Here is a 21989-nt window from a genome sequence, read left to right as displayed (position 1 = left end):
CTCGCACCGGGCGCACGCGGGTCGGCTCATCAGGGCAGGGCGGCAGCATACCCAAACCGGCTGCGAACGTCCTGTGGTGGCGCGGACGATTGAGGAGTGCCGGAAGCCAGCGGTAGCAAACGCCCCATGGATCGATCGACAGCGATGCCGATCCGGCTGTCGCGGAGATGGAGCGGCGTCGGTAAAGCCCGTCGCGACTGAAGTCCCACAGGAGCATTTGAGGATCAGGAAACATGCGCAATCCCGCCCAAAAGAAAACCCGGCGCGAAACCGGGTTTCTTCACTGTGTTCCACGTGGAACACGCCCTGCTTGCGCCGGTCAGAGACGCAGCGGCATCACCACGTGGCGCGAGCGGGCGCTGCTGGCCTCGCGCACCAGGGCCGAGGAGTTGGCGTCGCGCAGCTGGATCACGATGAACTCCTCGCGCAGCGCCGACAGCGCGTCGAGCAGGTAGTTCACGTTGAAGCCGATCGCCAGGTCGCTGACCTTGGTGTCGGCCTCGATCTCTTCCTGCGCCTCTTCCTGCTCGGGGTTGTGCGCGCTGATCTTCAGCTGGCCCGGCGAGACTTCCACGCGCACGCCGCGGTACTTCTCGTTGGACAGGATCGCCGCACGCTGCAGCGCGGCGCGCAGCGCTTCGCGATCCAGCTTGACCTCGCGGTCGGCGCCGATCGGGATCACCGCTTCGTAATCGGGGAAGCGGCCGTCGATCAGCTTCGAGGTGAAGGTGACATCGTCGCGCTTGACCCGCACGTGGCTACGACCGACTTCCAGCTCGACCTCGCGATCGCCGCCGTCCAGCAGACGCTGCAGCTCGGTCACGCCCTTGCGCGGCACGATGATCTGGCGTTTGGCGCCGCTGGCGTTCTCCAGTGCGGTCTCGCACAGCGCCAGGCGGTGGCCGTCGGTGGCCACGCAGCGCAGGGTCTGGTCGTGCAGATCGAACAGCAGGCCGTTGAGGTAGTAGCGCACGTCCTGCTGCGCCATCGCGAAGGCGGTGCGCTCGATCAGTTCCTTCAGTGCCGCTTCCGGCACCAGCACCCGCTCGGTGGCTTCGACCTCGTCCACCGACGGGAAATCGTTGGCCGGCAGCGTGGCCAGGGTGAAGCGGCTGCGCCCGGCCTGCACGGTGATCTTGTCGCCGGTCTGCAACACGGTGATCTTGCTGCCATCGGGCAGCGCTCGAATGATCTCGAACAGCTTGCGTGCCGGGATCGTGGTTTCGCCGTCCTGCGCATCGTCGACCGCGATGCGCGACACCATTTCCACTTCCAGGTCGGTACCGGTCAGCGACAGCTGCCCATCGTGCACCTGCACCAGGAAGTTGGCCAGAACCGGCAAGGTCTGGCGGCGTTCGACCACATTGACGACTTGCGCCAGTGGCTTGAGGAAGGCTTCGCGCTGCAGTGTGAAACGCATGTGGTTCCGTGCCCCTATGCTTTAAAAGATGTGGAATAAATCAAAAGCTTGGTGGTGATGGTAGCGCGAATTTCGGTGCAAAGGTAGCTTAACTATTTGGAATCAAAGGGTTTTTCGCACCTTCAATCCCGGGTATTACTGCCCCTGGAGGGGTGGGGAAACCTGTGGATAGTTTTGCCGGCGCCGCCGCGCTGCACTTTATCCACAGTTTCTCCCGGATTTGTCGCGAAGTCATGCACCGTTTTATCAAAGCGTCGCCGGCATGCCGTCCCGGGGCCGCTCGCGCGCCTGCGGATCGCGTGTTTCCGCGGCCCGGCTTACTCGCTCAACTTGCGGATCAGCTTGTCCCAGTCCTCGCGCAGCTTGCCGTCGGCCTCCATCAGGTGCTTGATCTGGCGGCAGGCGTGCAGCACGGTGGTGTGGTCGCGGCCGGCGAACGCATCGCCGATCTCCGGCAGGCTGTGTTCGGTCAGCTCCTTGGTCAGCGCCATCGCCACCTGCCGCGGCCGCGCCAGCGAGCGGGTGCGGCGCTTGGACAGCAGGTCCTTGATCTGCAGGCCGTAGTAGTCGGCCACGGTCTTCTGGATGTTGGGGATGCCGATCGCCTGCTGCTGCGCGCGCAGCAGGTCGCGCAGCGTCTCCTGGGCGAACTCGGTGGTGATTGCGCGGCCGGTGAAGTTGGCGCGGGCGGCCAGCGTGTTGAGCGCCCCTTCCAGGTCGCGCACGTTGGAGCGCATCTTCTTGGCGATCAGGAACGCCACGTCGTCGGGGATGTCGGCGCCGCGCTCGCGCGCCTTGGCCAGCACGATCGCCGCACGGGTCTCGAAGTCGGGCGGGTCGATCGCCACCGACAGGCCCCAGGCCAGGCGCGACTTCAGCCGCGGCTCCAGGCCTTCGACCTCGCGCGGGTAGCGGTCGCAGGTCAGGATGATCTGCTGGCGGCCGTCGAACAGCGCGTTGAAGGTGTGGAAGAACTCTTCCTGGGTGCGGTCCTTGCCGGCGAAGAACTGGATGTCGTCGATCAGCAGCGCGTCCACCTGCTGGAACTGGCGCTTGAACTGGTCCATGGTCTTGTCCTGCAACGCGCGGATCATCGCGCTGAAGAACTGTTCCGAGCGCAGGTACATGACCCGCGCGTTGGGGTTCTGCTCGCGCATCGCGTTGCCGGCGGCGAACATCAGGTGGGTCTTGCCCAGGCCGGTGCTGCCGTACAGCAGCAGCGGGTTGTGCGCGCGGTCGCCGGGCTTCTGCGCCGCCTGCGTGGCCGCGGCCAGGCCGAGCTGGTTGCTGCGGCCTTCGACGAAGTTGGCGAAGGTGTAGTGCGAGTCGAGATTGCCGGCGAACGGCTCCAGCAGCGGCGCCGGCGGCGTGCGCGCGGCGGCGGCATCGCTGGCGGCCACTGCCGCCGGTTCCGGCGCGCGCGGACGCGAGCCGACCTGCAGGGCCACTTCGCCGCTGCCGGCGAAATAGGTCATCAGCTCGCGGATCCGCGCCAGGTAGCGCTCGCGCACCTGTTCGACGATGAAGGCGTTCGGGGCGTACAGGACCATGCTGTTGTCATGGCGCTGTTCGGCTTGCAGCGGTTTCAACCAGGTGTGAACGTCCTCGGCTGGAAATTCAGCTTCCAGACGTTCCAGGCAACGGGGCCAAGCATCCATCAGATGTAATTCATTGAGAGACCAGGCGTGAGGCGCGAAACATCGCGGCGCACTCGGCCGGTGAAAAGAGGAAAGCGGATGGGCCAGACTACCATCGGCGCGCAGGGTCGGGAATGGTTTTCCCGCATCTATTCACAGATCCATCCACAGGCTGGGCATACCGGCCGTGTCGACACCGGATAGATGGCAGTTGACCGCACCCCGGTCGGATCTATAGAATTTCCGGTTCTTTCCGCCTCATCCAGACAGAGCGCCCCGATGGCCACCAAGCGCACATTCCAGCCCAGCAACCTCAAGCGCAAGCGCGACCACGGCTTCCGTGCCCGGATGGCCACCGCCGACGGCCGCAAGATCCTGGCCCGTCGCCGCGCCAAGGGCCGCAAGCGCCTTAGCGCTTGATTGCTTCGCCGCCCCAGGCGGCGCCTGCAATCCGGACCGTGAATCATCCCGACCCGCGTAGGCGATTTCCTCGCTCTGCGCGGGTTCGCACGTCTGCGGAATACCGCGTCGTGTTCGATGCCGCGCGCCGCTGCTCCGAACCGCTGATGAGCCTGCACTGGCGCAGCGCCGATCACCCCGCGCGGCTCGGCCTGGCCGTGTCGCGCAAGGTCGACAAGCGCGCCGTGGTGCGCAACCGTATCAAGCGCGTGCTGCGCGAGGCCACCCGGCAGCTGCTGCCATGGCTGGCGCCGGGCGATTATGTGGTGGTGGCGCGCAGCGCCGCCGCCCAGGCCAGCGGCGAACAGCTGCGCCAGGCCTATCTGCGCCTGCTGCGCCGTGCCGGCGCATTGCCGGCCCCGGCTGCGGACGGCACAATGCCGCCGCCTCTCTCTCCTTCTTCCCCCACTTCCAAGTCAGAACCTGTTTCTGGCTGAGCCGAGCTTGCCTGTCCGATGAACCAGACCCGCCTTTTCCTGATCTTTGCCTGGCTGATGGTCGCGGCCCTGTTGTGGATGGAGTGGAACAAGGAGCACGCCGCGCCTGCGGCCGATGCGACCGCCATTGCGGCCGCGACCACGGTGCCGCCCGCGCAGGACGCCGACGCCGGCGCCAGCGGCGCTCCGGCCGTGCCGCGTGCCACCCAATCCGGCGCTGCGGCCGTACCCGGCGCCAGCAGCGAGACTGCCGCGCCGGTCGCCGCCGCCGCCGCGCCGCGGGTCACCATCACCACCGACGTGCTGCGCCTGACCCTGGACGGGCGCAGCGTGTTCGATGCGGATCTGCTGCTGTTCCCGCAGACCAAGCAGCCCGGCAGCCCGCCGGTGGCGTTGCTGACCGAGGACCCGCTGCATCCGTACACCGCCACCAGCGGCTGGGTCGGCGAGCACAACGCGCCGTCGCCGGGTCCCGGCGGCTTCCGCCCGGAGCAGCCGGGCAAGGACTACGTGCTGGCCAAGGGCCAGGACGCGCTGCAGGTGCCGTTCGTGTGGAACGGCCCGGACGGGATCAGCATCCGCCGCGTCTACACCGTGCAGCGCGGCCACTACGCGGTGCAGATCAAGGACGAGATCGTCAACCAGGGCAGCAAGCCGTGGCAGGGCTACGTGTTCCGCAAGCTGAGCCGGGTGCCGACCATCGTCAGCCGCGGCATGACCAACCCGGATTCCTTCAGCTTCAACGGCGCCACCTGGTTCAGTGCGCAGGACGGCTACCAGCGCCGCGCGTTCAAGGATTTCCTGGAAGACGGCCCGGTCAACCAGACCATCAAGGGTGGCTGGATCGCACTGCTGCAGCACCACTTCTTCACCGGCTGGATCCCGCAGGCCGACCAGGACGCGCTGTACGTGCTGTCCAACGACGGCCCGCGGCATGTGATCGAAGCGCGCGGCCCGGGCTTCACCGTGGCCCCGGGCGCGCGTGCCAGCAGCGAAGCGCGGCTGTGGGTCGGCCCCAAGCTGGTCAACCAGATCGCCAAGGAAAACGTGCGCGGCCTGGACCGCGTGGTCGACTACAGCCGCTTCTCGCTGATGGCGATCCTGGGCCAGGGCCTGTTCTGGGTGCTGAGCCACCTGCACACCCTGCTCGGCAACTGGGGCTGGTCGATCGTCGGCCTGGTGGTGCTGCTGAAGCTGGTGCTGTATCCGCTGTCGGCCGCGCAGTACAAGAGCATGGCCAAGATGCGCAAGTTCCAGCCGCGCATCGCGCAGCTCAAGGAACGCTACGGCGACGACAAGCAGAAGTTCCAGACCGCGATGATGGAGCTGTACAAGAAGGAGAAGATCAACCCGATGGGCGGCTGCCTGCCGGTGCTGGTGCAGATGCCGATCTTCTTCGCGCTGTACTGGGTGCTGGTGGAATCGGTGGAACTGCGCCAGGCGCCGTGGTTCGCCTGGATCCAGGACCTGACCGCGCGCGATCCGTACTTCATCCTGCCGGTGATCAACGTGGCGGTGATGTGGCTGACGCAGAAGCTGACGCCGTCGCCGGGCATGGACCCGATGCAGGCGCGGATGATGCAGTTCATGCCGCTGGTGTTCGGCGTGATGATGGCCTTCGTGCCGTCGGGCCTGGTGCTGTACTGGGTCACCAACGGTTCGCTGGGCCTGCTGCAGCAGTGGTGGATGACCAAGCGCCACGGCGAGCCGGCCACGGCGGCGGCCGTGGGCGGCGCCAAGGCGCCGGCCAAGGTCAAGAAATAAACCCGACAACGCCCGCCGCAAGGCGGGCGTTGCGTATGCGGCGGCGATGCGCCGTCGTGTGTCCTGCCACTGTCCTTGTGAGTCCCGGGCCATGCTCGACCGCCGTTCCGCCTCCCTGGTCTCCGTCGCCGCCTCGTGCCTGATCGCGCTTGCGCTGGCCGGCTGTCAGCGCACGCCATCGTCCACGGCCACCGCTGCTGCGCCGGCCGCGCACGCGCCGGACAACGCACCGATGCCGGGCCCGCCCGCCCTGCAGGCGCAGGCCACGGCGATCCAGGCGCAACTACAGGAACAGCTGGCGGCGCAGCGCAAGATCATCGTGCTGCTGGCCGACGAGGCCAAGCAGTCGCCGGCCGCGCGGCAGACTTCCAGCGGCGTCGGCCAGCAGCTGTTCCACGAGGGACTGGAGCGGCGCGACGCGTTGGCCAAGCAATTCGATGCGCTGCTGGCGCAGCCGGACGCGCAGCGCTTCGCCGCGGTCGGCGCGCTGCTGGACTACGTCGAATCGGCGCCGGACCTGTACGACGCCGACCGCCTGGCGTTCCGCGAGATCCTGGCCGACTGGCAGGCGCGCATCGGCAAGGATTCCTCGCTGCCGGCGATCAAGCTGCACCAGCGCATCGGCGAGGACCTGGAGGCGCTGGACGAGATCGAGCGCAGCTACAACCGCGAGATCACCGCGATCTTCAGCCGCTTCGACCGCACCCGCGCGATCGTGCAGAAGCGCGAGAAGTGGGAGGACTACCTCGCCCACCTGGGCACGCTGTACACGCGCGAGCGGATCCTGCGCGACTACGGGGTGATCACCCCGTATCCGATGTCGATGCAGGACAGCGATCGCGAGGTGTTCGGCCGCGACCTGCCGCCGAAGACGGTGGTGCTGAGCTTCGACGACGGCCCGCACCGCGAGTACACCGACGAGATCGTCGCCATCCTCAAGCGCTACGACGTGCCGGCCACGTTCTTCGAGGTCGGACGCAACCTGGGCAAGCTCGATGCCGACGGCAAGGTCGAACTGGCGCCGCTTGCCAGCGTCAGCCGCGAACTGATGGAGCAGGGCTACACGGTCGGCAACCACAGCCTGACCCATGCGCAGCTGTCCAAGGAAACCGGCGCCGCGCTGCGCAGCCAGATCCTGGACACCGACCGCATGCTGCGCGCGGTCGATGCCAAGCGCGCGCCGCTGTTCCGCTTCCCGTACGGCGCGCGCAACGCCGAGGGCATGCAGATCCTCGGCGAGGCCGGGTTGAAGTCGGTGATGTGGAACGTGGACTCGCTGGACTGGGCGGACCCGGTGCCGGAATCGATCGTGCAGCGCGTGCTCGAGCAGGTCGGCCGCGAGCAGCGCGGCATCCTGCTGTTCCACGACATCCACGCACGCACGGTCAAGGCGCTGCCGCAGATCCTGGACCGGCTCAGCGCCGACGGCTACCAGTTCGCCGCCTGGAACGGGCGCGACTTCAGCGTGGCGCGCGCGGCGGCCAACGCGGCCGCGCCGGCGGTGACCAGCGGCTACGACAATTCGTGGGCGGTCGTGATCGGCATCGACGACTACGCGCGTTGGCCCAGGCTGCAGTACGCGGCCAACGATGCGCAGGCGATCGCGCAGACGCTGACCGGCAGCTTCGGCTTCCCGTCCTCGCAGGTGATCGTGCTGAGGAACCAGGAGGCCACCCGCAACAACATCCTGGCCGCGTTCCACGACCGCCTGGCGCACGGCGGGGTGGGCAGGAACGATCGCGTGTTCGTGTTCTTCGCCGGGCATGGGGCCACCCGCAAGCTTGCCTCCGGGCGCGACCTGGGCTACATCGTGCCGGCCGATTCGGACCCGGCGCAGTTCGCCACCGATGCGATCCCGATGACCGAGATCCAGGACATCGCCGAGAGCCTGGAAGCCAAGCACGTGCTGTTCGTGATGGACGCCTGCTACAGCGGCCTGGGCCTGACCCGCGGCGGCGGCGGCACCGGCGCCTACCTGCGCGAGAACGCGCGGCGCGTGGCGCGGCAGATGCTCACCGCCGGCGGTGCCGACCAGCAGGTCGCCGACAGCGGCCCCAACGGCCATTCGGTGTTCACCTGGGTATTGCTGCAGGCGCTGTCGGGCAAGGGTGACCTCAATGGCGACGGCCTGATCACCGGCACCGAACTGGCCGCGTACGTGGCCCCGGCGGTGTCGAGCATCTCGCCGCAGACGCCGGCGTTCGGCAGCCTGCCCGGCTCGCAGGGCGGCGAGTTCGTGCTGCAGGTGCCGGAGGGCGAGGAATTCCTGACCGCCGATACCCAGCAGCTGTCCTCGGCGGCGATCGCGATGAACGACCGCGTCGACGCCGCGGCACCGGCGGCCAGGCCGACCGTGCTGGTCAAGGACCTGCAGGGCGGCGAGCGGCCGCTGGCGGTGCCGGTCGCGGCCGGGCCAATGTCCGATCGCCAGCGTGCGCAGCGCGCCAACGACCGCGGCCTGCAGCTGTACAAGGAAAAGCGCTACGACGAGGCCGCGGCGCAATTCACCGAGGCGCTGAAGCTGCGTCCGGATTTCGCGCTGGCGGCCAACAATCTCGGCTTCATCTACTACCGCCAGGGCAAGTACGCACAGGCCGCGCGCTGGCTGGAGAACACGCTGAAGATCGATCCCTCGCGCGCGGTGGCCTACATCAACCTCGGCGACGCCTACCGGCAGATGGGCGATGCGGCCAAGGCCAGGCACGCGTTCCAGACCTACCTGGAACTGCAGCCGAGCGGCGCCTCGGCGGCGTACGCGCGCGCGCAGCTGCAGACGTTGTAGCCTGCAACGCCGCCGGGACGTTCGCCATGCCGCACTCCACCGCCGACACCATCGCCGCCATCGCCACCGCTCCGGGGGCGGGCGGGGTCGGCGTGGTGCGCGTGTCCGGGCGCCTGGCCGCGGCGATCGGCGCCGGTCTCGGCCTGGGCGCGCTGCTCCCGCGTACGGCGCGCTACGCACGCTTCCGCGATGCGCAGGGAGAGACCCTCGACGACGGCATCGCATTGTGGTTCCCGGCACCGCGCAGCTTCACCGGCGAGGACGTGCTGGAACTGCAGGCGCACGGCAGCCCGGTGCTGCTGCGGCAACTGGTGGCGCGCTGCTGCGAGCTCGGCGCGCGGCCGGCGCGGCCGGGCGAGTTCAGCGAGCGCGCCTTCCTCAACCGCAAGCTGGACCTGGCCCAGGCCGAGGCCATCGCCGACCTGATCGCCGCCGGCGACCTGCGTGCGGCGCGCGCGGCACGCAGGTCGCTGGATGGCGTGTTCTCGCGCCGGGTCGAAGCCCTGGCCGAGCATTTGGTCCGGCTGCGCATGCACACCGAGGCGGCGATCGATTTCGCCGACGAATCGCTGGACACGCTCGGCGGCGACCAGGTTCGCGCCGGCCTGGAGCAGGCGCGTGCGGACCTGGCGCAACTGCTGCTGGAGGCCGAGCGCGGGCGGCGCCTGCGCGACGGCCTGCACGCGGTGCTGGTGGGGCCGCCGAACGCCGGCAAGAGCTCGCTGCTCAACGCGCTGGCCGGCAGCGAACGCGCCATCGTCACCGACATCGCCGGCACCACCCGCGACACCTTGCGCGAGACCGTGCGCCTGGATGGGGTCGAACTGACCCTGGTGGATACCGCCGGCCTGCGCGAGGGCGGCGACGCGATCGAGCGCGAAGGCATGCGCCGCGCGCGGCTGGAACTGCAGCGCGCCGACCTGGCGTTGATCGTGCTCGACGCGCGCGCCGCGGACGCCGGTCGCGCCGCCATCGCCGAGGCCATCGCCGAGGTGCCGCAACGGCTGTGGATCCACAACAAGAGCGACCTGCTTGAGGCCGTGCCCGAAGCGACGGCCGACAGCGTATACGTCTCCGCCAGCACCGGCAGCGGTCTCGAACGGCTGCACGCGCAGCTGCGCGCGATCGCCGGGCATGCCGCCGGCGACGGCAGCGACGGCGAATTCTCCGCGCGCGCGCGCCACGTGGAGGCCTTGCAGCGCGCCGCCGAGCACGCCGCCGCCGCGGCCGCCGAACTGGGCGACGAGCGGCTGGAACTGGCCGCCGAGGAACTGCGCCTGGCGCACGCCGCGCTCGGCGAGATCGTCGGCCATCTCAGCGCCGACGACTTGCTGGGGCGGATCTTCTCCAGCTTCTGCATCGGCAAGTGAGCCCCGGCCCGTGGCGGCGTCCGGAGCAGGCAAGCCAACCCTGTTCAAGGGCATGACGCCGCCAGGCTGGACGCAGCGAGGTGGTGTTGCGGATGCACCATCGGAATCGGAGCGTGCGTTGGCGCTGCGTGGCATGCGCATTTTGTAGACTATGCCGATCCTGCAGTTCGGCGGTGTCTTCAGCTTCGGACGATTTCCAGATCAAGCGCATGTGGCCATGACCAAAACCAAACGTTCTCCCCGCCTCGAGAAAGCGACGCCCCGCAAGAAGAAAGAACTCCGCCTGTCGCCGCATAGCGCACCTGAGGGCATGCGCATGGAGGATTGGCAGCGCGCGTTGCGCCGCCAGTTCGGCCGGGAGCAGGCGTTCGAGGTCGAAAATGTCGGCAGTCAGGCGCTGTTTTCCGAATTCCGGGTGCATAACCGCGAATCCGGCGGCGCCTACCGGGTGCGGATCCGCGGCCTGCAGCTGGGCGACAACCAATGCGACTGCGCCGACTTCCGTACCAACGAGCTGGGCACGTGCAAACACATCGAGTGCGTGCTGATGCAGCTGGAAGGCAGGCGCGGCGCCAAGGCCGCGCTAGGTCGCGGATTTCGGCCGCCGTACAGCGAGCTGTTCCTGCAGCCAGGCAACCCGCGCATGCTGCGTCTGCGCCTGGGCAGCGAGGCGCCCGAACCGGTAGTGGAATCGGCACGCGAAGTCTTCCGCATCGAATCCGGCGAGGATGCGCCTCAGGGGTTGCTCGGTGCGGATCGGATCAAAGCAGTGCAGCGCTTCGCCGGGGTCTGTGCCAAGCATGGCCACGGACTGCAGATCGACGCGGCCGCGCGCGATCATGTGGCCGGTCTGCGCGATGCCGCTCGGCGCCGCGCCGTGCTGTCCAAGGCGTTTCCGCGCGGGGCGGCCAGCCCGGCGTTGGCGAAGCTGGTCAAGGTGCCGCTGTACCCATACCAGGCCGAAGGAGCGCTGTTCGCCGTCGCTGCCGGGCGCGCGCTGATTGCCGACGACATGGGCCTGGGCAAGACCATCCAGGCCATTGCCGCGGCCGAAGTCTTCGCCCGCCACTTCGGCGTGCGCCGCGTGCTGGTGATCTGCCCGACCTCGCTCAAGTATCAGTGGCAGCGCGAGATCGCACGCTTCGCCGGACGCCAGGCGCAGGTGATCGATGGCGGCCGCCAGGCGCGGCGCGCGCTCTTCGAAGCCGATGACTTCTGCAAGATCACCAATTACGAGAAGCTGCGGACCGACCTGGACCTGATCCAGGCCTGGGCGCCGGAGCTGGTCATCGTCGATGAGGCGCAGCGGGTCAAGAACTGGAACACCATCGCCGCGCGCGCGATCAAGCGCATCGACAGCCCGTATGCGATCGTGCTTACCGGCACGCCGCTGGAGAACAAGCTGGAGGAGTTGATCTCCATCGTGCAATTCGTCGACCAGCATCGCCTCGGGCCGACCTGGAAGCTGATGCACGAGCATACCGAGCGCGACGAGCGCGGCCGCGTGACCGGCTACATCGGACTGGACCGCATCGGACGCACCCTCGCCCCGATTCTGATCCGGCGGCGCAAGGCGCAGGTGCTGGCGCAGCTGCCGGCGCGCACCGATCAGCAGGTGCTGGTGCCGATGACCGAACTGCAGGCGACCCTCCACGAGGAGAACGCGCAGATCGCCGCGCGGATCGTGCAACGCTGGCGCGGCAGCGGCTTCCTGTCCGAGTCGGATCAGCGGCGGCTCACCTGCGCATTGCAGAACATGCGGATGGTCTGCGACAGCAGTCATCTGCTCGACCCGGAAACCGATCATGGTGTGAAGGCCGACGAACTCGCCGCGCTGCTCGACGAACTGCTCGCCGATTCCAACGAGAAAGTGGTGGTGTTCAGTCAATGGCTGCGCATGCACGCGGTGCTGATTCGCCGGTTCCAGGCGCGTGGATGGGGACATGTGCTGTTCCACGGCGGGGTGCCGTCGAACCAGCGCCAGGCGCTGGTCGACCGCTTCGGCAACGATCCGCAGTGCCGTATTTTCCTGGCCACCGATGCCGGCAGCACAGGACTCAACCTGCAACACGCCGCCACCCTGGTGAACATCGATCTGCCGTGGAATCCGGCCGTGCTCGAACAGCGCGTGGCACGCATCCACCGTCTCGGTCAGCAGCGTCCGATCCGGGTCGTCAACTTCGTCGCGCGCGGCACCATCGAAGAAGGCATGTTGTCGGTACTGGCCTTCAAGCGTTCGCTCGCCGCAGGCATCCTCGATGGCGGCGATGCCGAGGTCGCGCTCGAGGGGACCCGTCTGTCGCGCTTCATGAAGGAAGTCGAGTCGGTGACCCGTGCGGTCCAGCCCACCGTGCCGATCGCCCCGCTTGAGGAAATGGCCGCCGTCGCCGCCGCGCCGCAGGAGACCGACGAGCGGCTCGCTGAGCAGGACGATGCCAGCCAGCCGGGGCGCGGAAGTACCGCAGCAGCGGATGCGCCATCCGCTGCCGTCTCGGCCCCGCCGCCTGATCCGTGGGCGGCGTTGCTTGGCGCGGGGACGCGCCTGGTCGAAGCGCTCGCGGCCGCCGGACAGCCGGCGGGAGCCGCGCCGGATCACCCCTGGATCCAACGCGACGCGCAAACCGGGCGGACCCATCTCACGCTGCCGCTACCCGAAGCGGACACCGTCGGCCGGATTGCTGACATGCTCGTCGGCCTGGCGGGCGCACTGGCGCAGCGCCGCTGACGTGCGCTCCGTGCCGCGGCGCGTCACCCGACGGCGCGCTGGCGGCGCCGATCCGGACGCACTTGCGCGCACGCGGCCAGGGGCGTGCCGTGCGCCCAGCGCGCCCGCGCTCAGGGCGCCAGTGCGGCGAGCTGCGCGCGGTTGACCTGCAGCCACTGCTCGAACGGCTGCGGTGCCTGGCCGGTCAGCGCCTGGTAGTCGCCGGTGACGCCGGCCACGCGACCGGCGGCGGTGTTGCTGTCGAACGAGGCCAGCATGCGCGCGACCGGCTCGGGCAGGCCGGCCGCCACCATGCCCTGGATCAGGCCTTCCACCGGCACCTGGATCACCTGGATCGGCGTGCCGACGGTCTGCGCGACCAGTGCGGCGATCTCGGCGGTGCTGTAGGCGCGGTCGCCGCTCAGGGTCAGCGTGCGCTTGGCCGCGCCGCCGCCGGCCAGGGCCGCCGCCGCGGCGCGCGCCAGGTCGTCGCGCGCGATGTGGGCGCTGCGGCCGTCGCCAGTGGCGCTGTACCAGCGCCCGGAGGCCAGGATCGACGGCAGGCTCAGGAATAGGTTCTCCAAGTACCAGTGGTTGCGCAGCACGGTCCAGCCGGGCAGGGCGCTGGCCGCCAGTGCATCCTCGGTCCCGGCGTGATCGGCGGCGATCAGCAGCGGCGAATCGTACGGTTCGGGGCAGGAGGTGTAGACCACGTGCTGGACGCCGCTGCGTACGGCGGCGGCGATCGCCGCCTGATGCTGCACGAGCCGGTGGCCGGGGCGGTCGAACGCATCGGTGCTGATCAGCAGCAGCCGGCCCACGCCTTGGAAGGCGGCGTCCAGCGAGGCGGGGGCGTCGAAGTCGCCGGGGCGCACCTCGACGCCGCGTGCCGCCCAGGCAGCCAGGGTCTCGGGGCGGCGGGTCAGGGCCACGATGCGCGCCGGCGGCAGCTGCAGCGTGTCGAGCAGATGGGCCAGCACACGCTGGCCGAGCTGGCCGCCGGCGCCGGTGACGAGCAGGGATTGGGGATGAGCGGACATGCGGGTTTCCTGGGTGAGTGCGGTGCCGGCGCTTGCGAAGCGCGCTGCCGCGGGGCCGACCGAAGTGGTCTGCAAAAGGGACCTGGTGCATAGTAGAGATCGCCGCAGCAGTGTAAATACGGCACTTTCCCCGCCCCTGATTACGTCGAGGTAACCATCATGTCCGTCACCGCGGCGCCTGCCGCCACGCCCGCCGACCCGCCGCTGAGCCAGAAGCTGCGCGACTACCGCGGCGAGGGCATGCCGATCGACCAATGCCCGGTACGCGACGTGCTGGCGCAGATCGGCGACAAGTGGAGCACGCTGTTCCTGCTGCTGCTGGCCGAGCGCCCGCACCGTTTCGGCGAATTGCGCCGCGCGGTGCCGGACATTTCGCAGCGCATGCTGACCCAGACCCTGCGCGACCTGCAGCGCGAAGGCCTGGTCGCGCGCGCGGTGCTGCCGCTGGTGCCGCCGGGCGTGGAGTACCGGCTGACCCCGCTGGGGCAGTCGTTGGCCGTGCCGCTGGCGCAGCTGGTGCGCTGGGCCGAGGCCAATCACGCCGTGGTGCGCGCCGCGCGTGCCGCCTTCGAAAACGCACTGCCGGGTGTGACGGCCATGGCCAACGACAGCCGCCGCCGCGCGTAGCCGGCGCCGCGCCGGCGGGCGCATGGCGGCGCAGGACCGCGCCAATTTCCAATACGCATTCCCCGTGCTCGCGCAGCATGCCGTTGCCGGCGCATCGCGTGCCGGTTGCCTGCGCCGCTGCCGCGGCGCCGGTCTTCGCTGCAGCCCAGCCGAGGAAGTTTCCGCATGCGTTCGAAAATCGTTGCCGCCCTGCTGTCGTCGAGCCTGCTGTCGCTCAGCGCGTTCGCCGCGATGGCCGCGCACTCGCCGCCGGCGGCCGCGCGCTCCGCCGCCACGCCGCCGGTCGCGGTCGCCCCGCAGTACGACACCACCCATGTGTACGTGGCGCCGGCCGACGTGGACCGCTTCGTCGCCAGCTTCCTGGCCACCTTCGGCGGCACCAGTACGCGCCAGGTGGTGGCGACGGTGACGCCGACCCCGAGCAGCACCACCTCGCAGCTGTTGCAGACGCCGGTCGGCACGGTGTCGCTGTTCGGCTTCACCACGCCGATCCCGCATCCGTTCGGCGCCGAGCGCAACGGCCTGCTGGTGCGCGACCTGGACCAGGCCGTGGCCGCGGCGCGCGCCGCCGGTGCCGACGTGCTGGTCGCGCCGTTCCCCGATCCGATCGGCCGCGATGCGGTGGTGCAGTGGCCGGGCGGGGTCAACACGCAGCTGTACTGGCATACCACCGCGCCGTCGTACGCGGCGTTCCGCACGCTGCCGGAGAACCGCGTGTACCTGTCGCCGGACCGCGCCGACGCCTTCGTGCGCAGCTTCCTCGCCTTCTCCCATGGCAAGCTGGTGGACGATGCGCGGCAGGCGCCGGGACAGGAGATCGGCCGTCCCGGCGAACATTACCGGCGCATCCGCCTGCGCTCGGATTTCGGCAAGACCACGGTGGCGGTCAGCGATGGCCACCTGCCGTATCCGTATGGGCGCGAGACCACCGGCTACGAGGTCGAGGACCTGCAACAGACCCTGGACAAGGCCAAGGCCGCCGGCGTGCAGGTGCTGGTGGCGCCGTTCGCCAGCCAGGACCGGCGCAGTGCGGTGGTGCAATTCCCGGGCGGCTACGTCGCCGAGATCCATGGCCCGCTGGCGCATTGAGCGGGTGCATGCACGGCGCCGGGCGCATGCGGCACGGCGCGTTGCTGGCGCTGGCGTGCACGATCGCGTTCGCGGTGCCAGCCCGTGCCGAAGAGCAAGCGCTGCAGCCGCCTGCGCCTGCGACGCGGCCGTTGCCGAGCACCAATCGCTGGCAGGAAGACTGGTCGGCGCTGGCCGATCCGGTCTTGCGGCAAGCGCCGCTGGATCGCTTGAAGTACCTGCCATTGGACGTGGACGATGCGCAGCGCTACCTGTCGCTGGGCGCCAACCTGCGCGAGCGCGTCGAGTCCAACGACGCGCCCGGCCTGGGCACGGGCACCACCGCCGATGCCTACCTGCTGCAGCGGCTGCAGCTGCATGCCGACCTGCATCTGGGCAGTCACTGGCAGGCGTTCGCGCAGCTCGAGGACGTGCGCGCCTACGCCAAGCGCGTGCGTTCCGGCGCCGACCAGAACCGGCTCGACCTGCGCCTGGCCTTCCTCGCCTACCAGCATCGCCTCGCGGCCGGCACGTTCAAGGCGCGTGTCGGGCGCCAGGATTTCGCCTTCGACCTGCAACGCTTCGTGTCCTCGCGCGATGGCCCCAACCTGCGCCAGTCGTTCGATGCGGTGTGGGCCGATTGGGAAACCGCGCGCTGGCGCGTGCTCGGTTTCGTCAGCCAGCCGGTGCAGTACGCCGACGCGCGCGCCTTCGACGACCGTTCCAGCCGCCGCGTGCGCTTCAGCACGCTGCGCGCCGAGCGCAAGGTGTTCGGCGACAACGAACTGTCCGCCTACTACGCGCTGTACGCACGCGACCAGGCGCATTACCAGGACGGCAGCGGCCGCGAGCGCCGCCACGTGTTCGACCTGCGTTTCGCCGGCGCCGCGCGCGGCGCGGACTGGGACCTGGAGACGATGGTGCAGCGCGGCCGCGTCGGCCCGCAATCGATCCATGCCTGGGCGTTCGGCGCGCGCGCCGGCTACACACTGGAGCGGTTCGCCGCGCAGCCGCGGCTGGGCCTGCAGCTGGATGCGGCCTCCGGCGACGCGCATGCCGGCGATGGCCGCGTGGACACGTTCAATCCGCTGTTCCCGAACGGCTACTACTTCGCGCTCGCCGGCTACACCGGCTACAGCAATCTTGTGCACCTGAAGCCGTCGCTGCAGTGGCAGGCTGCGCCGGCGCTGACCGCGACGCTGGGGGTGGGGTTGCTGTGGCGGCAGACCAGCGCCGATGCGGTGTACCTGCAACCCAATGTGCCGGTGGCCGGCAGCGCCGGCCATGGCGGGCGCTGGACCGGCCGCTACACGCAACTGCGGCTGCAGCGCACGTTGTCGCCGCAGCTCACCGCGGCGCTGGAAGCGGTGCGCTATGAGGTCGGCAGCGCGCTGCGCCAGGCCGGTGCGCGCGACAGCGACTATGTCGGCGTGGAACTGCGTTGGGCCTGGTAGACGGCGGCTGGTCGGAGCGGCCTGCACTTGGCGCACAGAGCCACACGATTCTCCAAGACGCGGCCGCGGCGGCACGCCAGCATCGTGCTCTCCCTCGCACCAGGATCAGGATATCGCCATGCCGCTCGCCGCTCTGCCCGTTCCGGGCGCCTCGTTGCTCGCCCCGGGCGACCACACCCTGATCATGATCGACTTCCAGTCGCAGATGGCCTTCGCCACGCACTCGATCGACGCGGGCGCGCTACGCACCAATGCCGCATTGGTGGCCAATGCGGCCGCCAGCTTCGGCGTGCCGACGATCCTGACCACAGTGGCGGAAAAGAGCTTCTCCGGACCGATGTTCGACGAAGTGGTGGCGCCGTTCCCGGGCCAGGCGCTGCTCGACCGCACCTCGATGAATACCTGGGAAGACGCGGCGGTGATCCAGCGGGTCAACGAAATCGGCAAGCCGCGGATCGTGCTGGCCGGATTGTGGACCAGCGTGTGCATCGTCGGCCCGGCGCTGTCGGCGCTGGACCAGGGCTTCGAGGTCTACGTGATCGCAGACGCCTGCGGCGACGTGTCGGCCGAGGCGCACAACCGCGCGATCGAGCGCATCGTGCAGGCCGGCGGCCGGCCGATGACCGCGCTGCAATACCTGCTGGAGCTGCAGCGCGACTGGGCGCGCACCGACAGCTACGCCAGCACCACCGAGGTGGCGCGCAAGTACGGCGGCGCCTACGGCCTGGGCATCGTCTATGCCCGCAGCATGTTCGGCGCCCACGAAGGCTGAGCGGAGCACGTTGATGAAGACCTATCTGGTATCGCTGGGCCTGGGCCTGCTGGTCGGGGTGATCTATGCGCTGTTCAAGGTACGTTCGCCGGCGCCGCCGGTGATCGCGCTGGTCGGCCTGCTCGGCATCCTGCTCGGCGAGCAGTTGCCGCCGCTGCTGCAGCGCCTGTTGCGCAGCGACCCCCACCCGACCTCGTGGTTCCACCACCAGGTCAAGCCGCACGTGTTCGGGCAATTGCCGCAACGCACGCCGCCGCCGGCCGCAACCGCGCAGGGGGAGCACGACAATGGCTGAGTCGCATGCAGCGGACGCAACCCCTGACCTGATCCTGTACCGCGGCCGCTTCACCACGCTGGACCGTGCGCGTCCCAGTGCTGAGGCGGTGGCGATCAAGGACGGCCGCTTTCTGCAGGTCAGCAGCGATGAGGAGATCCTGGCGCTGGCCGGCGCGCGCACCCGGCGCATCGACCTGCACGGCCGCTGCGTGCTGCCGGGCCTGATCGACAACCACCTGCATCTGATCCGCGGCGGCCTCAACTACAACCTGGAGCTGCGCTGGGACGGCGTGCGCAGCCTCGCCGACGCGATGGACATGCTGCGCCGGCAGGTGGCGATCACCCCGGCGCCGCAATGGGTGCGCGTGGTCGGCGGCTTCAGCGAGCACCAGTTCGCTGAGAAGCGCCTGCCGACCATCGCCGAACTCAACGCGGTGGCGCCGGACACGCCGGTGTTCCTGCTGCACCTGTACGACCGTGCGCTGCTCAACGGCGCCGCGTTGCGCGCGGTGGGCTACGGCAAGGACACGCCGGCGCCGCCGGGCGGGGAGATCGTGCGCGACGCCGAGGGCAACCCGAGCGGATTGCTGCTGGCCAAGCCGAACGCGTCGATCCTGTACGCGACGCTGGCCAAGGGGCCGAAGCTGCCCTACGCCTACCAGGTCAATTCGACCCGGCAGTTCATGCGCGAATTGAACCGGCTCGGCGTCACCGGCGCGATCGATGCCGGCGGCGGCTTCCAGAACTATCCCGACGACTACAAGGTGATCCAGGAACTGGCCGACGCCGGCCAGCTGACCATCCGCCTGGCCTACAACCTGTTCACCCAGAAGCCGCAGCAGGAGAAAGAGGACTTCCTCCACTGGACCGCCAGTTCGCGCTACCAGCAGGGCGACGACTACTTCCGCCACAACGGCGCCGGCGAGATGCTGGTGTTCTCCGCCGCCGACTTCGAGGACTTCCGCCAGCCGCGGCCGGACATGCCGCCGCAAATGGAAACCGAACTGGAGGACGTGGTCCGGATCCTGGCGCAGAACCGCTGGCCGTGGCGCCTGCATGCCACTTACGACGAGACCATCAGCCGCGCGCTGGACGCGTTCGAGCGCGTGGACCGCGAGATCCCGCTGCAGGGGTTGCACTGGTTCTTCGATCACGCCGAAACCATTTCCGAAAAGTCCATCGACCGCATCGCCGCGCTCGGCGGCGGCATCGCGGTGCAGCACCGCATGGCCTACCAGGGCGAGTATTTCGTCGAGCGCTATGGCATGGGCGCGGCGCAGGCCACGCCGCCGGTCAAGCGCATGCTGGAGAAAGGGGTCAAGGTCTCGGCCGGCACCGACGCCACCCGCGTCGCCTCGTACAACCCGTGGGTGTCGCTGGCGTGGCTGGTCAGCGGGCGCACCGTCGGCGGCCTGCGCCTGTATCCGCAGCGCAACTGCATCGATCGCGAGACCGCGTTGCGGATGTGGACCGAGCACGTCACCTGGTTCAGCAACGAGGAAGGCAAGAAGGGCCGCATCCAGGCCGGCCAGTTCGCCGACCTGGTGGTGCCGGACCGCGACTTCTTCGGCTGCGCCGAAAGCGACATCGCCGACACCACCGCGCTGCTGACCATGGTCGGCGGCAAGGTGGTGTGGGCCAGCGGTGCGTTCGCCGACTACGACGAGGCGCCGCCGCCGCCGGCGCTGCCGGACTGGTCACCGGCGCGCAGCTTCCGCGGCTACGGCGCCTGGGGCGAGGCGCCGAAGGCGGCGCTGTCGCAACAGACCGCGGCCAGCTGCGGCTGCGCCCACGACTGCACGATCCATGGGCACCAGCACGCCACCGCGTGGAGCAGCCAGCTGCCGATCGCCGACCTGAAGAGCTTCTGGGGCGCGCTGGGTTGCGCGTGCTGGGCGATATGAGCGCGGCGAGCGCGATCGGCACCCAGGCGGGCGCAGGCCCGCGGAGCGTGCGCCATGCATGACACGACCAACGCGCTCGGCACGCGCCTGACCCCGGCGTGGCTACGCTGGGTGGCGCTGCTCGGCCTGTGCGCGGCCTATCTGCAGGGCGGGCTGGTCAAGGCCTTCGCCTTCGACGGCGCGGTGGCGGAGATGGTGCATTTCGGCATGGCGCCGGCCGCGCCGCTGGCGGCGGCGGTGATCGTGCTGGAACTGGGCGCGTCGCTGCTGATCCTCAGCGGCGCGTATCGTTGGCTGGGCGCGCTGGCCCTGGCCGGGTTCACCCTGGTGGCCGCGTGCACGGCCAATCGCTATTGGGAGATGAGCGGCATGCAACGCTTCGCGGCGATGAACGCGTTCTACGAGCACCTGGGCCTGGTCGGCGGCTTCGTGCTGGTCGCCTGGCACGACCTGCGCGAGCGTGCGCATGGCTGAGTCCAGCGCACCCGCGCCGGCGAGCGGCAGCTTCGCCCCGCTGCGGCATCGTGTGTTCGCGGTGCTGTGGGCGGCCACCGTGCTCGGCAACGTCGGCAGCTTCATGCGCGACGTCGCCAGTTCCTGGCTGGTCACCGACCTGTCCAACAATCCTGCCGCAGTGGCGCTGATGCAGACCGCGGCGACGCTGCCGGTGTTCCTGCTGGCGATTCCCGCCGGGGTGCTGTCGGACATCCTCGACCGGCGCCGCTTCCTGATCTGCGTGCAGCTGCTGCTGGCCAGCGTCAGCGCCAGCCTGCTGCTGCTGTCCAGGAGCGGCGCGCTCACCGTCGAATACCTGATTGCGCTGACCTTCGTCGGCGGCATCGGCAGCGCGCTGATGGGGCCGACCTGGCAGGCGATCGTGCCGGAGCTGGTGCCGCGTGCGGACCTGAAGAACGCGGTGGCGCTGAACTCGCTGGGCATCAACATCGCGCGCGCGCTGGGCCCGGCCGGCGGCGGCCTGCTGCTGGCCAGCCTGGGCGCGGCCGCGGCCTACGCCAGCGACGTGCTCAGCTACGTGTTCGTGGTCGCCGCGCTGCTGTGGTGGCCGCGCGCCAAGGCCGCCGACAGCGGCCTGTCCGAGCAGTTCTTCGGCGCCTTCCGTGCCGGCCTGCGCTATGCCCGCGCCAGCCGCGAACTGCACGTGGTGCTGCTGCGCGCGGCGGTGTTCTTCGTGTTCGCCAGTTCGGTGTGGGCGCTGCTGCCGCTGGTGGCGCGGCGCATGCTTGGCGGCAGCGCCGGGTTCTACGGCGTGCTGCTCGGCGCGGTCGGGGTCGGCGCGATCCTCGGCGCGATCGTGCTGCCGCAGTTGCGCAAGCGCCTGGATGCCGATGGGCTGGTGCTGCTGGCCGCGCTGCTGACCGCGGCGGTGATGGCGGCGCTGGCGGCCACGCCGTCGCAGACCGTCGCGGTGCTGCTGTTGCTGGTGCTGGGGGTGGGCTGGATCGTGGCGCTGACCACGCTCAACGGCGTTGCGCAGGCGGTACTGCCGAACTGGGTGCGCGGCCGCGGCCTGGCGATCTACCTGACCGTGTTCAACGGCGCGATGGCCGGCGGCAGCCTGGGCTGGGGTTTGATCGCCGCGCAGCTCGGCATCGCCGCCACGCTGCTGCTCGGTGCCGGCGCGCTGCTGCTGGTCGCGCTGGTGTTCCATCGCCTGCGCCTGCCCAGGGGCGAGGCCGATCTGCAGCCATCCAACCATTGGCCCGAGCCCCTGCTCAACGCGCCGGTGGCGCACGACCGCGGCCCGGTCATGGTGCAGATCGAATACCGCGTGCGTGCTTCCGACCGTCCTCCGTTCCTGCATGCCTTGCGCGCACTGTCGCAAGAGCGGCGCCGCGACGGCGCCTACGCCTGGGGCATCACCGAGCACAGCAACGAACCGGAGCGGGTGATGGAATGGTTCCTGGTCGAATCCTGGGCCGAGCACCTGCGCCAGCACCAGCGCGTGTCGCATGCCGACGCCGACCTGCAGGACGCCGCGCTGCGCTACCACATCGGGCCGGAGCGGCCGGCGGTGCATCATTTCCTGGCGCTGGACCTGCATCAGGCGCAGCCGCCGGCGGCCGCTGGGCGTGGCGGCTAGCGCGTTTTCAACGTGGGTTTTTACCGTTGACGAAGTAGAGGCCGCAGACGAAGCAATGTTGTGGGAGCCACTTCAGTCGCGACGGGCTTTACCGAGAACACCGTTGCGATTGGTCGCCCGAAGCCATCCGTCGCGACAAACGACGTGATCGAGTCGCCGGATCGAAGTGGGCGT

17 protein-coding genes are annotated in these 21989 nt (G+C 69.6%); 14 read left to right on the top strand and 3 right to left on the bottom strand.

The window, feature by feature from the left end:
• Nucleotides 1–319: 319 nt before the first annotated feature.
• Nucleotides 320–1420: a DNA polymerase III subunit beta gene (gene dnaN, locus FZ025_RS08755; protein ID WP_046978023.1), complete on the bottom strand. Its 1101-nt coding sequence runs from the start codon at nucleotides 1418–1420 to the stop codon at nucleotides 320–322.
• A 317-nt stretch (nucleotides 1421–1737) separates the two neighbouring features.
• Nucleotides 1738–3078, bottom strand: a complete 1341-nt coding sequence (gene dnaA / locus FZ025_RS08750) for a chromosomal replication initiator protein DnaA (RefSeq protein ID WP_046978024.1) — start codon at nucleotides 3076–3078, stop codon at nucleotides 1738–1740.
• Between the two features lie 258 nt (nucleotides 3079–3336).
• On the opposite strand from dnaA, the gene rpmH reads away from it, so the two are divergent.
• From rpmH to FZ025_RS08720, 6 genes are all read left to right on the top strand, one after another.
• Entirely contained in the window at nucleotides 3337–3477 is a 141-nt protein-coding gene (gene rpmH, locus FZ025_RS08745) for a 50S ribosomal protein L34 (protein ID WP_003469983.1), read from the top strand.
• On the top strand, nucleotides 3474–3953 hold the full coding sequence (gene rnpA, locus FZ025_RS08740) for a ribonuclease P protein component (RefSeq protein WP_386268454.1): 480 nt from the start codon (nucleotides 3474–3476) through the stop codon (nucleotides 3951–3953). The genes rpmH and rnpA overlap by 4 nt, the downstream gene beginning before the upstream one ends.
• Nucleotides 3954–3971: 18 nt before the next feature.
• Nucleotides 3972–5717, top strand: coding sequence for a membrane protein insertase YidC (gene yidC, locus FZ025_RS08735; protein ID WP_046978026.1), 1746 nt, complete (start codon nucleotides 3972–3974; stop codon nucleotides 5715–5717).
• Nucleotides 5718–5808: 91 nt separating this feature from the next.
• Nucleotides 5809–8499: a polysaccharide deacetylase family protein gene (locus FZ025_RS08730; protein ID WP_046978027.1), complete on the top strand. Its 2691-nt coding sequence runs from the start codon at nucleotides 5809–5811 to the stop codon at nucleotides 8497–8499.
• A gap of 26 nt (nucleotides 8500–8525) precedes the next feature.
• Nucleotides 8526–9869: a tRNA uridine-5-carboxymethylaminomethyl(34) synthesis GTPase MnmE gene (mnmE, locus tag FZ025_RS08725; RefSeq protein WP_046978028.1), complete on the top strand. Its 1344-nt coding sequence runs from the start codon at nucleotides 8526–8528 to the stop codon at nucleotides 9867–9869.
• 151 nt (nucleotides 9870–10020) lie between these two features.
• Entirely contained in the window at nucleotides 10021–12594 is a 2574-nt protein-coding gene (locus FZ025_RS08720) for a DEAD/DEAH box helicase (RefSeq protein ID WP_208803751.1), read from the top strand.
• A 110-nt stretch (nucleotides 12595–12704) separates the two neighbouring features.
• Here FZ025_RS08720 and FZ025_RS08715 read toward each other — a convergent pair whose 3' ends face one another.
• Nucleotides 12705–13613 carry an SDR family oxidoreductase gene (locus tag FZ025_RS08715; protein WP_046979480.1) on the bottom strand — a complete coding sequence of 303 codons (909 nt, stop codon included), beginning with the start codon at nucleotides 13611–13613 and terminating at the stop codon, nucleotides 12705–12707.
• A gap of 159 nt (nucleotides 13614–13772) precedes the next feature.
• Here FZ025_RS08715 and FZ025_RS08710 point away from each other — a divergent pair, with 159 nt between their 5' ends.
• The 8 genes from FZ025_RS08710 to FZ025_RS08675 all read left to right on the top strand — a co-directional run bounded on the left by FZ025_RS08710 (nucleotide 13773) and on the right by FZ025_RS08675 (nucleotide 21815).
• Nucleotides 13773–14240, top strand: a complete 468-nt coding sequence (locus FZ025_RS08710) for a winged helix-turn-helix transcriptional regulator (protein ID WP_053057247.1) — start codon at nucleotides 13773–13775, stop codon at nucleotides 14238–14240.
• A gap of 165 nt (nucleotides 14241–14405) precedes the next feature.
• Nucleotides 14406–15329 carry a hypothetical protein gene (locus FZ025_RS08705; protein WP_046979481.1) on the top strand — a complete coding sequence of 308 codons (924 nt, stop codon included), beginning with the start codon at nucleotides 14406–14408 and terminating at the stop codon, nucleotides 15327–15329.
• A gap of 8 nt (nucleotides 15330–15337) precedes the next feature.
• Nucleotides 15338–16762, top strand: a complete 1425-nt coding sequence (locus tag FZ025_RS08700; RefSeq protein WP_053057248.1) for an alginate export family protein — start codon at nucleotides 15338–15340, stop codon at nucleotides 16760–16762.
• A gap of 118 nt (nucleotides 16763–16880) precedes the next feature.
• Entirely contained in the window at nucleotides 16881–17534 is a 654-nt protein-coding gene (locus FZ025_RS08695; RefSeq protein ID WP_046979482.1) for an isochorismatase family protein, read from the top strand.
• Between the two features lie 13 nt (nucleotides 17535–17547).
• Nucleotides 17548–17829 (top strand): DUF1427 family protein, encoded by a 282-nt coding sequence (locus FZ025_RS08690; protein WP_046979483.1) that lies wholly within the window; start codon nucleotides 17548–17550, stop codon nucleotides 17827–17829.
• The gene (locus tag FZ025_RS08685) at nucleotides 17822–19714 is read left to right on the top strand and encodes an amidohydrolase (protein ID WP_046979484.1); all 1893 of its coding nucleotides are present in this window, start codon (nucleotides 17822–17824) and stop codon (nucleotides 19712–19714) included. Before FZ025_RS08690 ends, FZ025_RS08685 begins: the two co-directional genes overlap by 8 nt.
• A gap of 54 nt (nucleotides 19715–19768) precedes the next feature.
• Nucleotides 19769–20188: a DoxX family protein gene (locus tag FZ025_RS08680; protein WP_046979485.1), complete on the top strand. Its 420-nt coding sequence runs from the start codon at nucleotides 19769–19771 to the stop codon at nucleotides 20186–20188.
• Nucleotides 20181–21815, top strand: coding sequence for an MFS transporter (locus FZ025_RS08675; protein ID WP_046979486.1), 1635 nt, complete (start codon nucleotides 20181–20183; stop codon nucleotides 21813–21815). Before FZ025_RS08680 ends, FZ025_RS08675 begins: the two co-directional genes overlap by 8 nt.
• Nucleotides 21816–21989: the final 174 nt, after the last annotated feature.

Origin of the sequence: Xanthomonas hyacinthi, from assembly GCF_009769165.1 — a bacterium.
Taxonomy (GTDB): Bacteria; Pseudomonadota; Gammaproteobacteria; order Xanthomonadales; family Xanthomonadaceae; genus Xanthomonas_A; species Xanthomonas_A hyacinthi.
The sequence above is the reverse complement of the archived record's forward strand: the minus strand, read 5'-3'. Positions and strand labels throughout refer to the sequence as shown.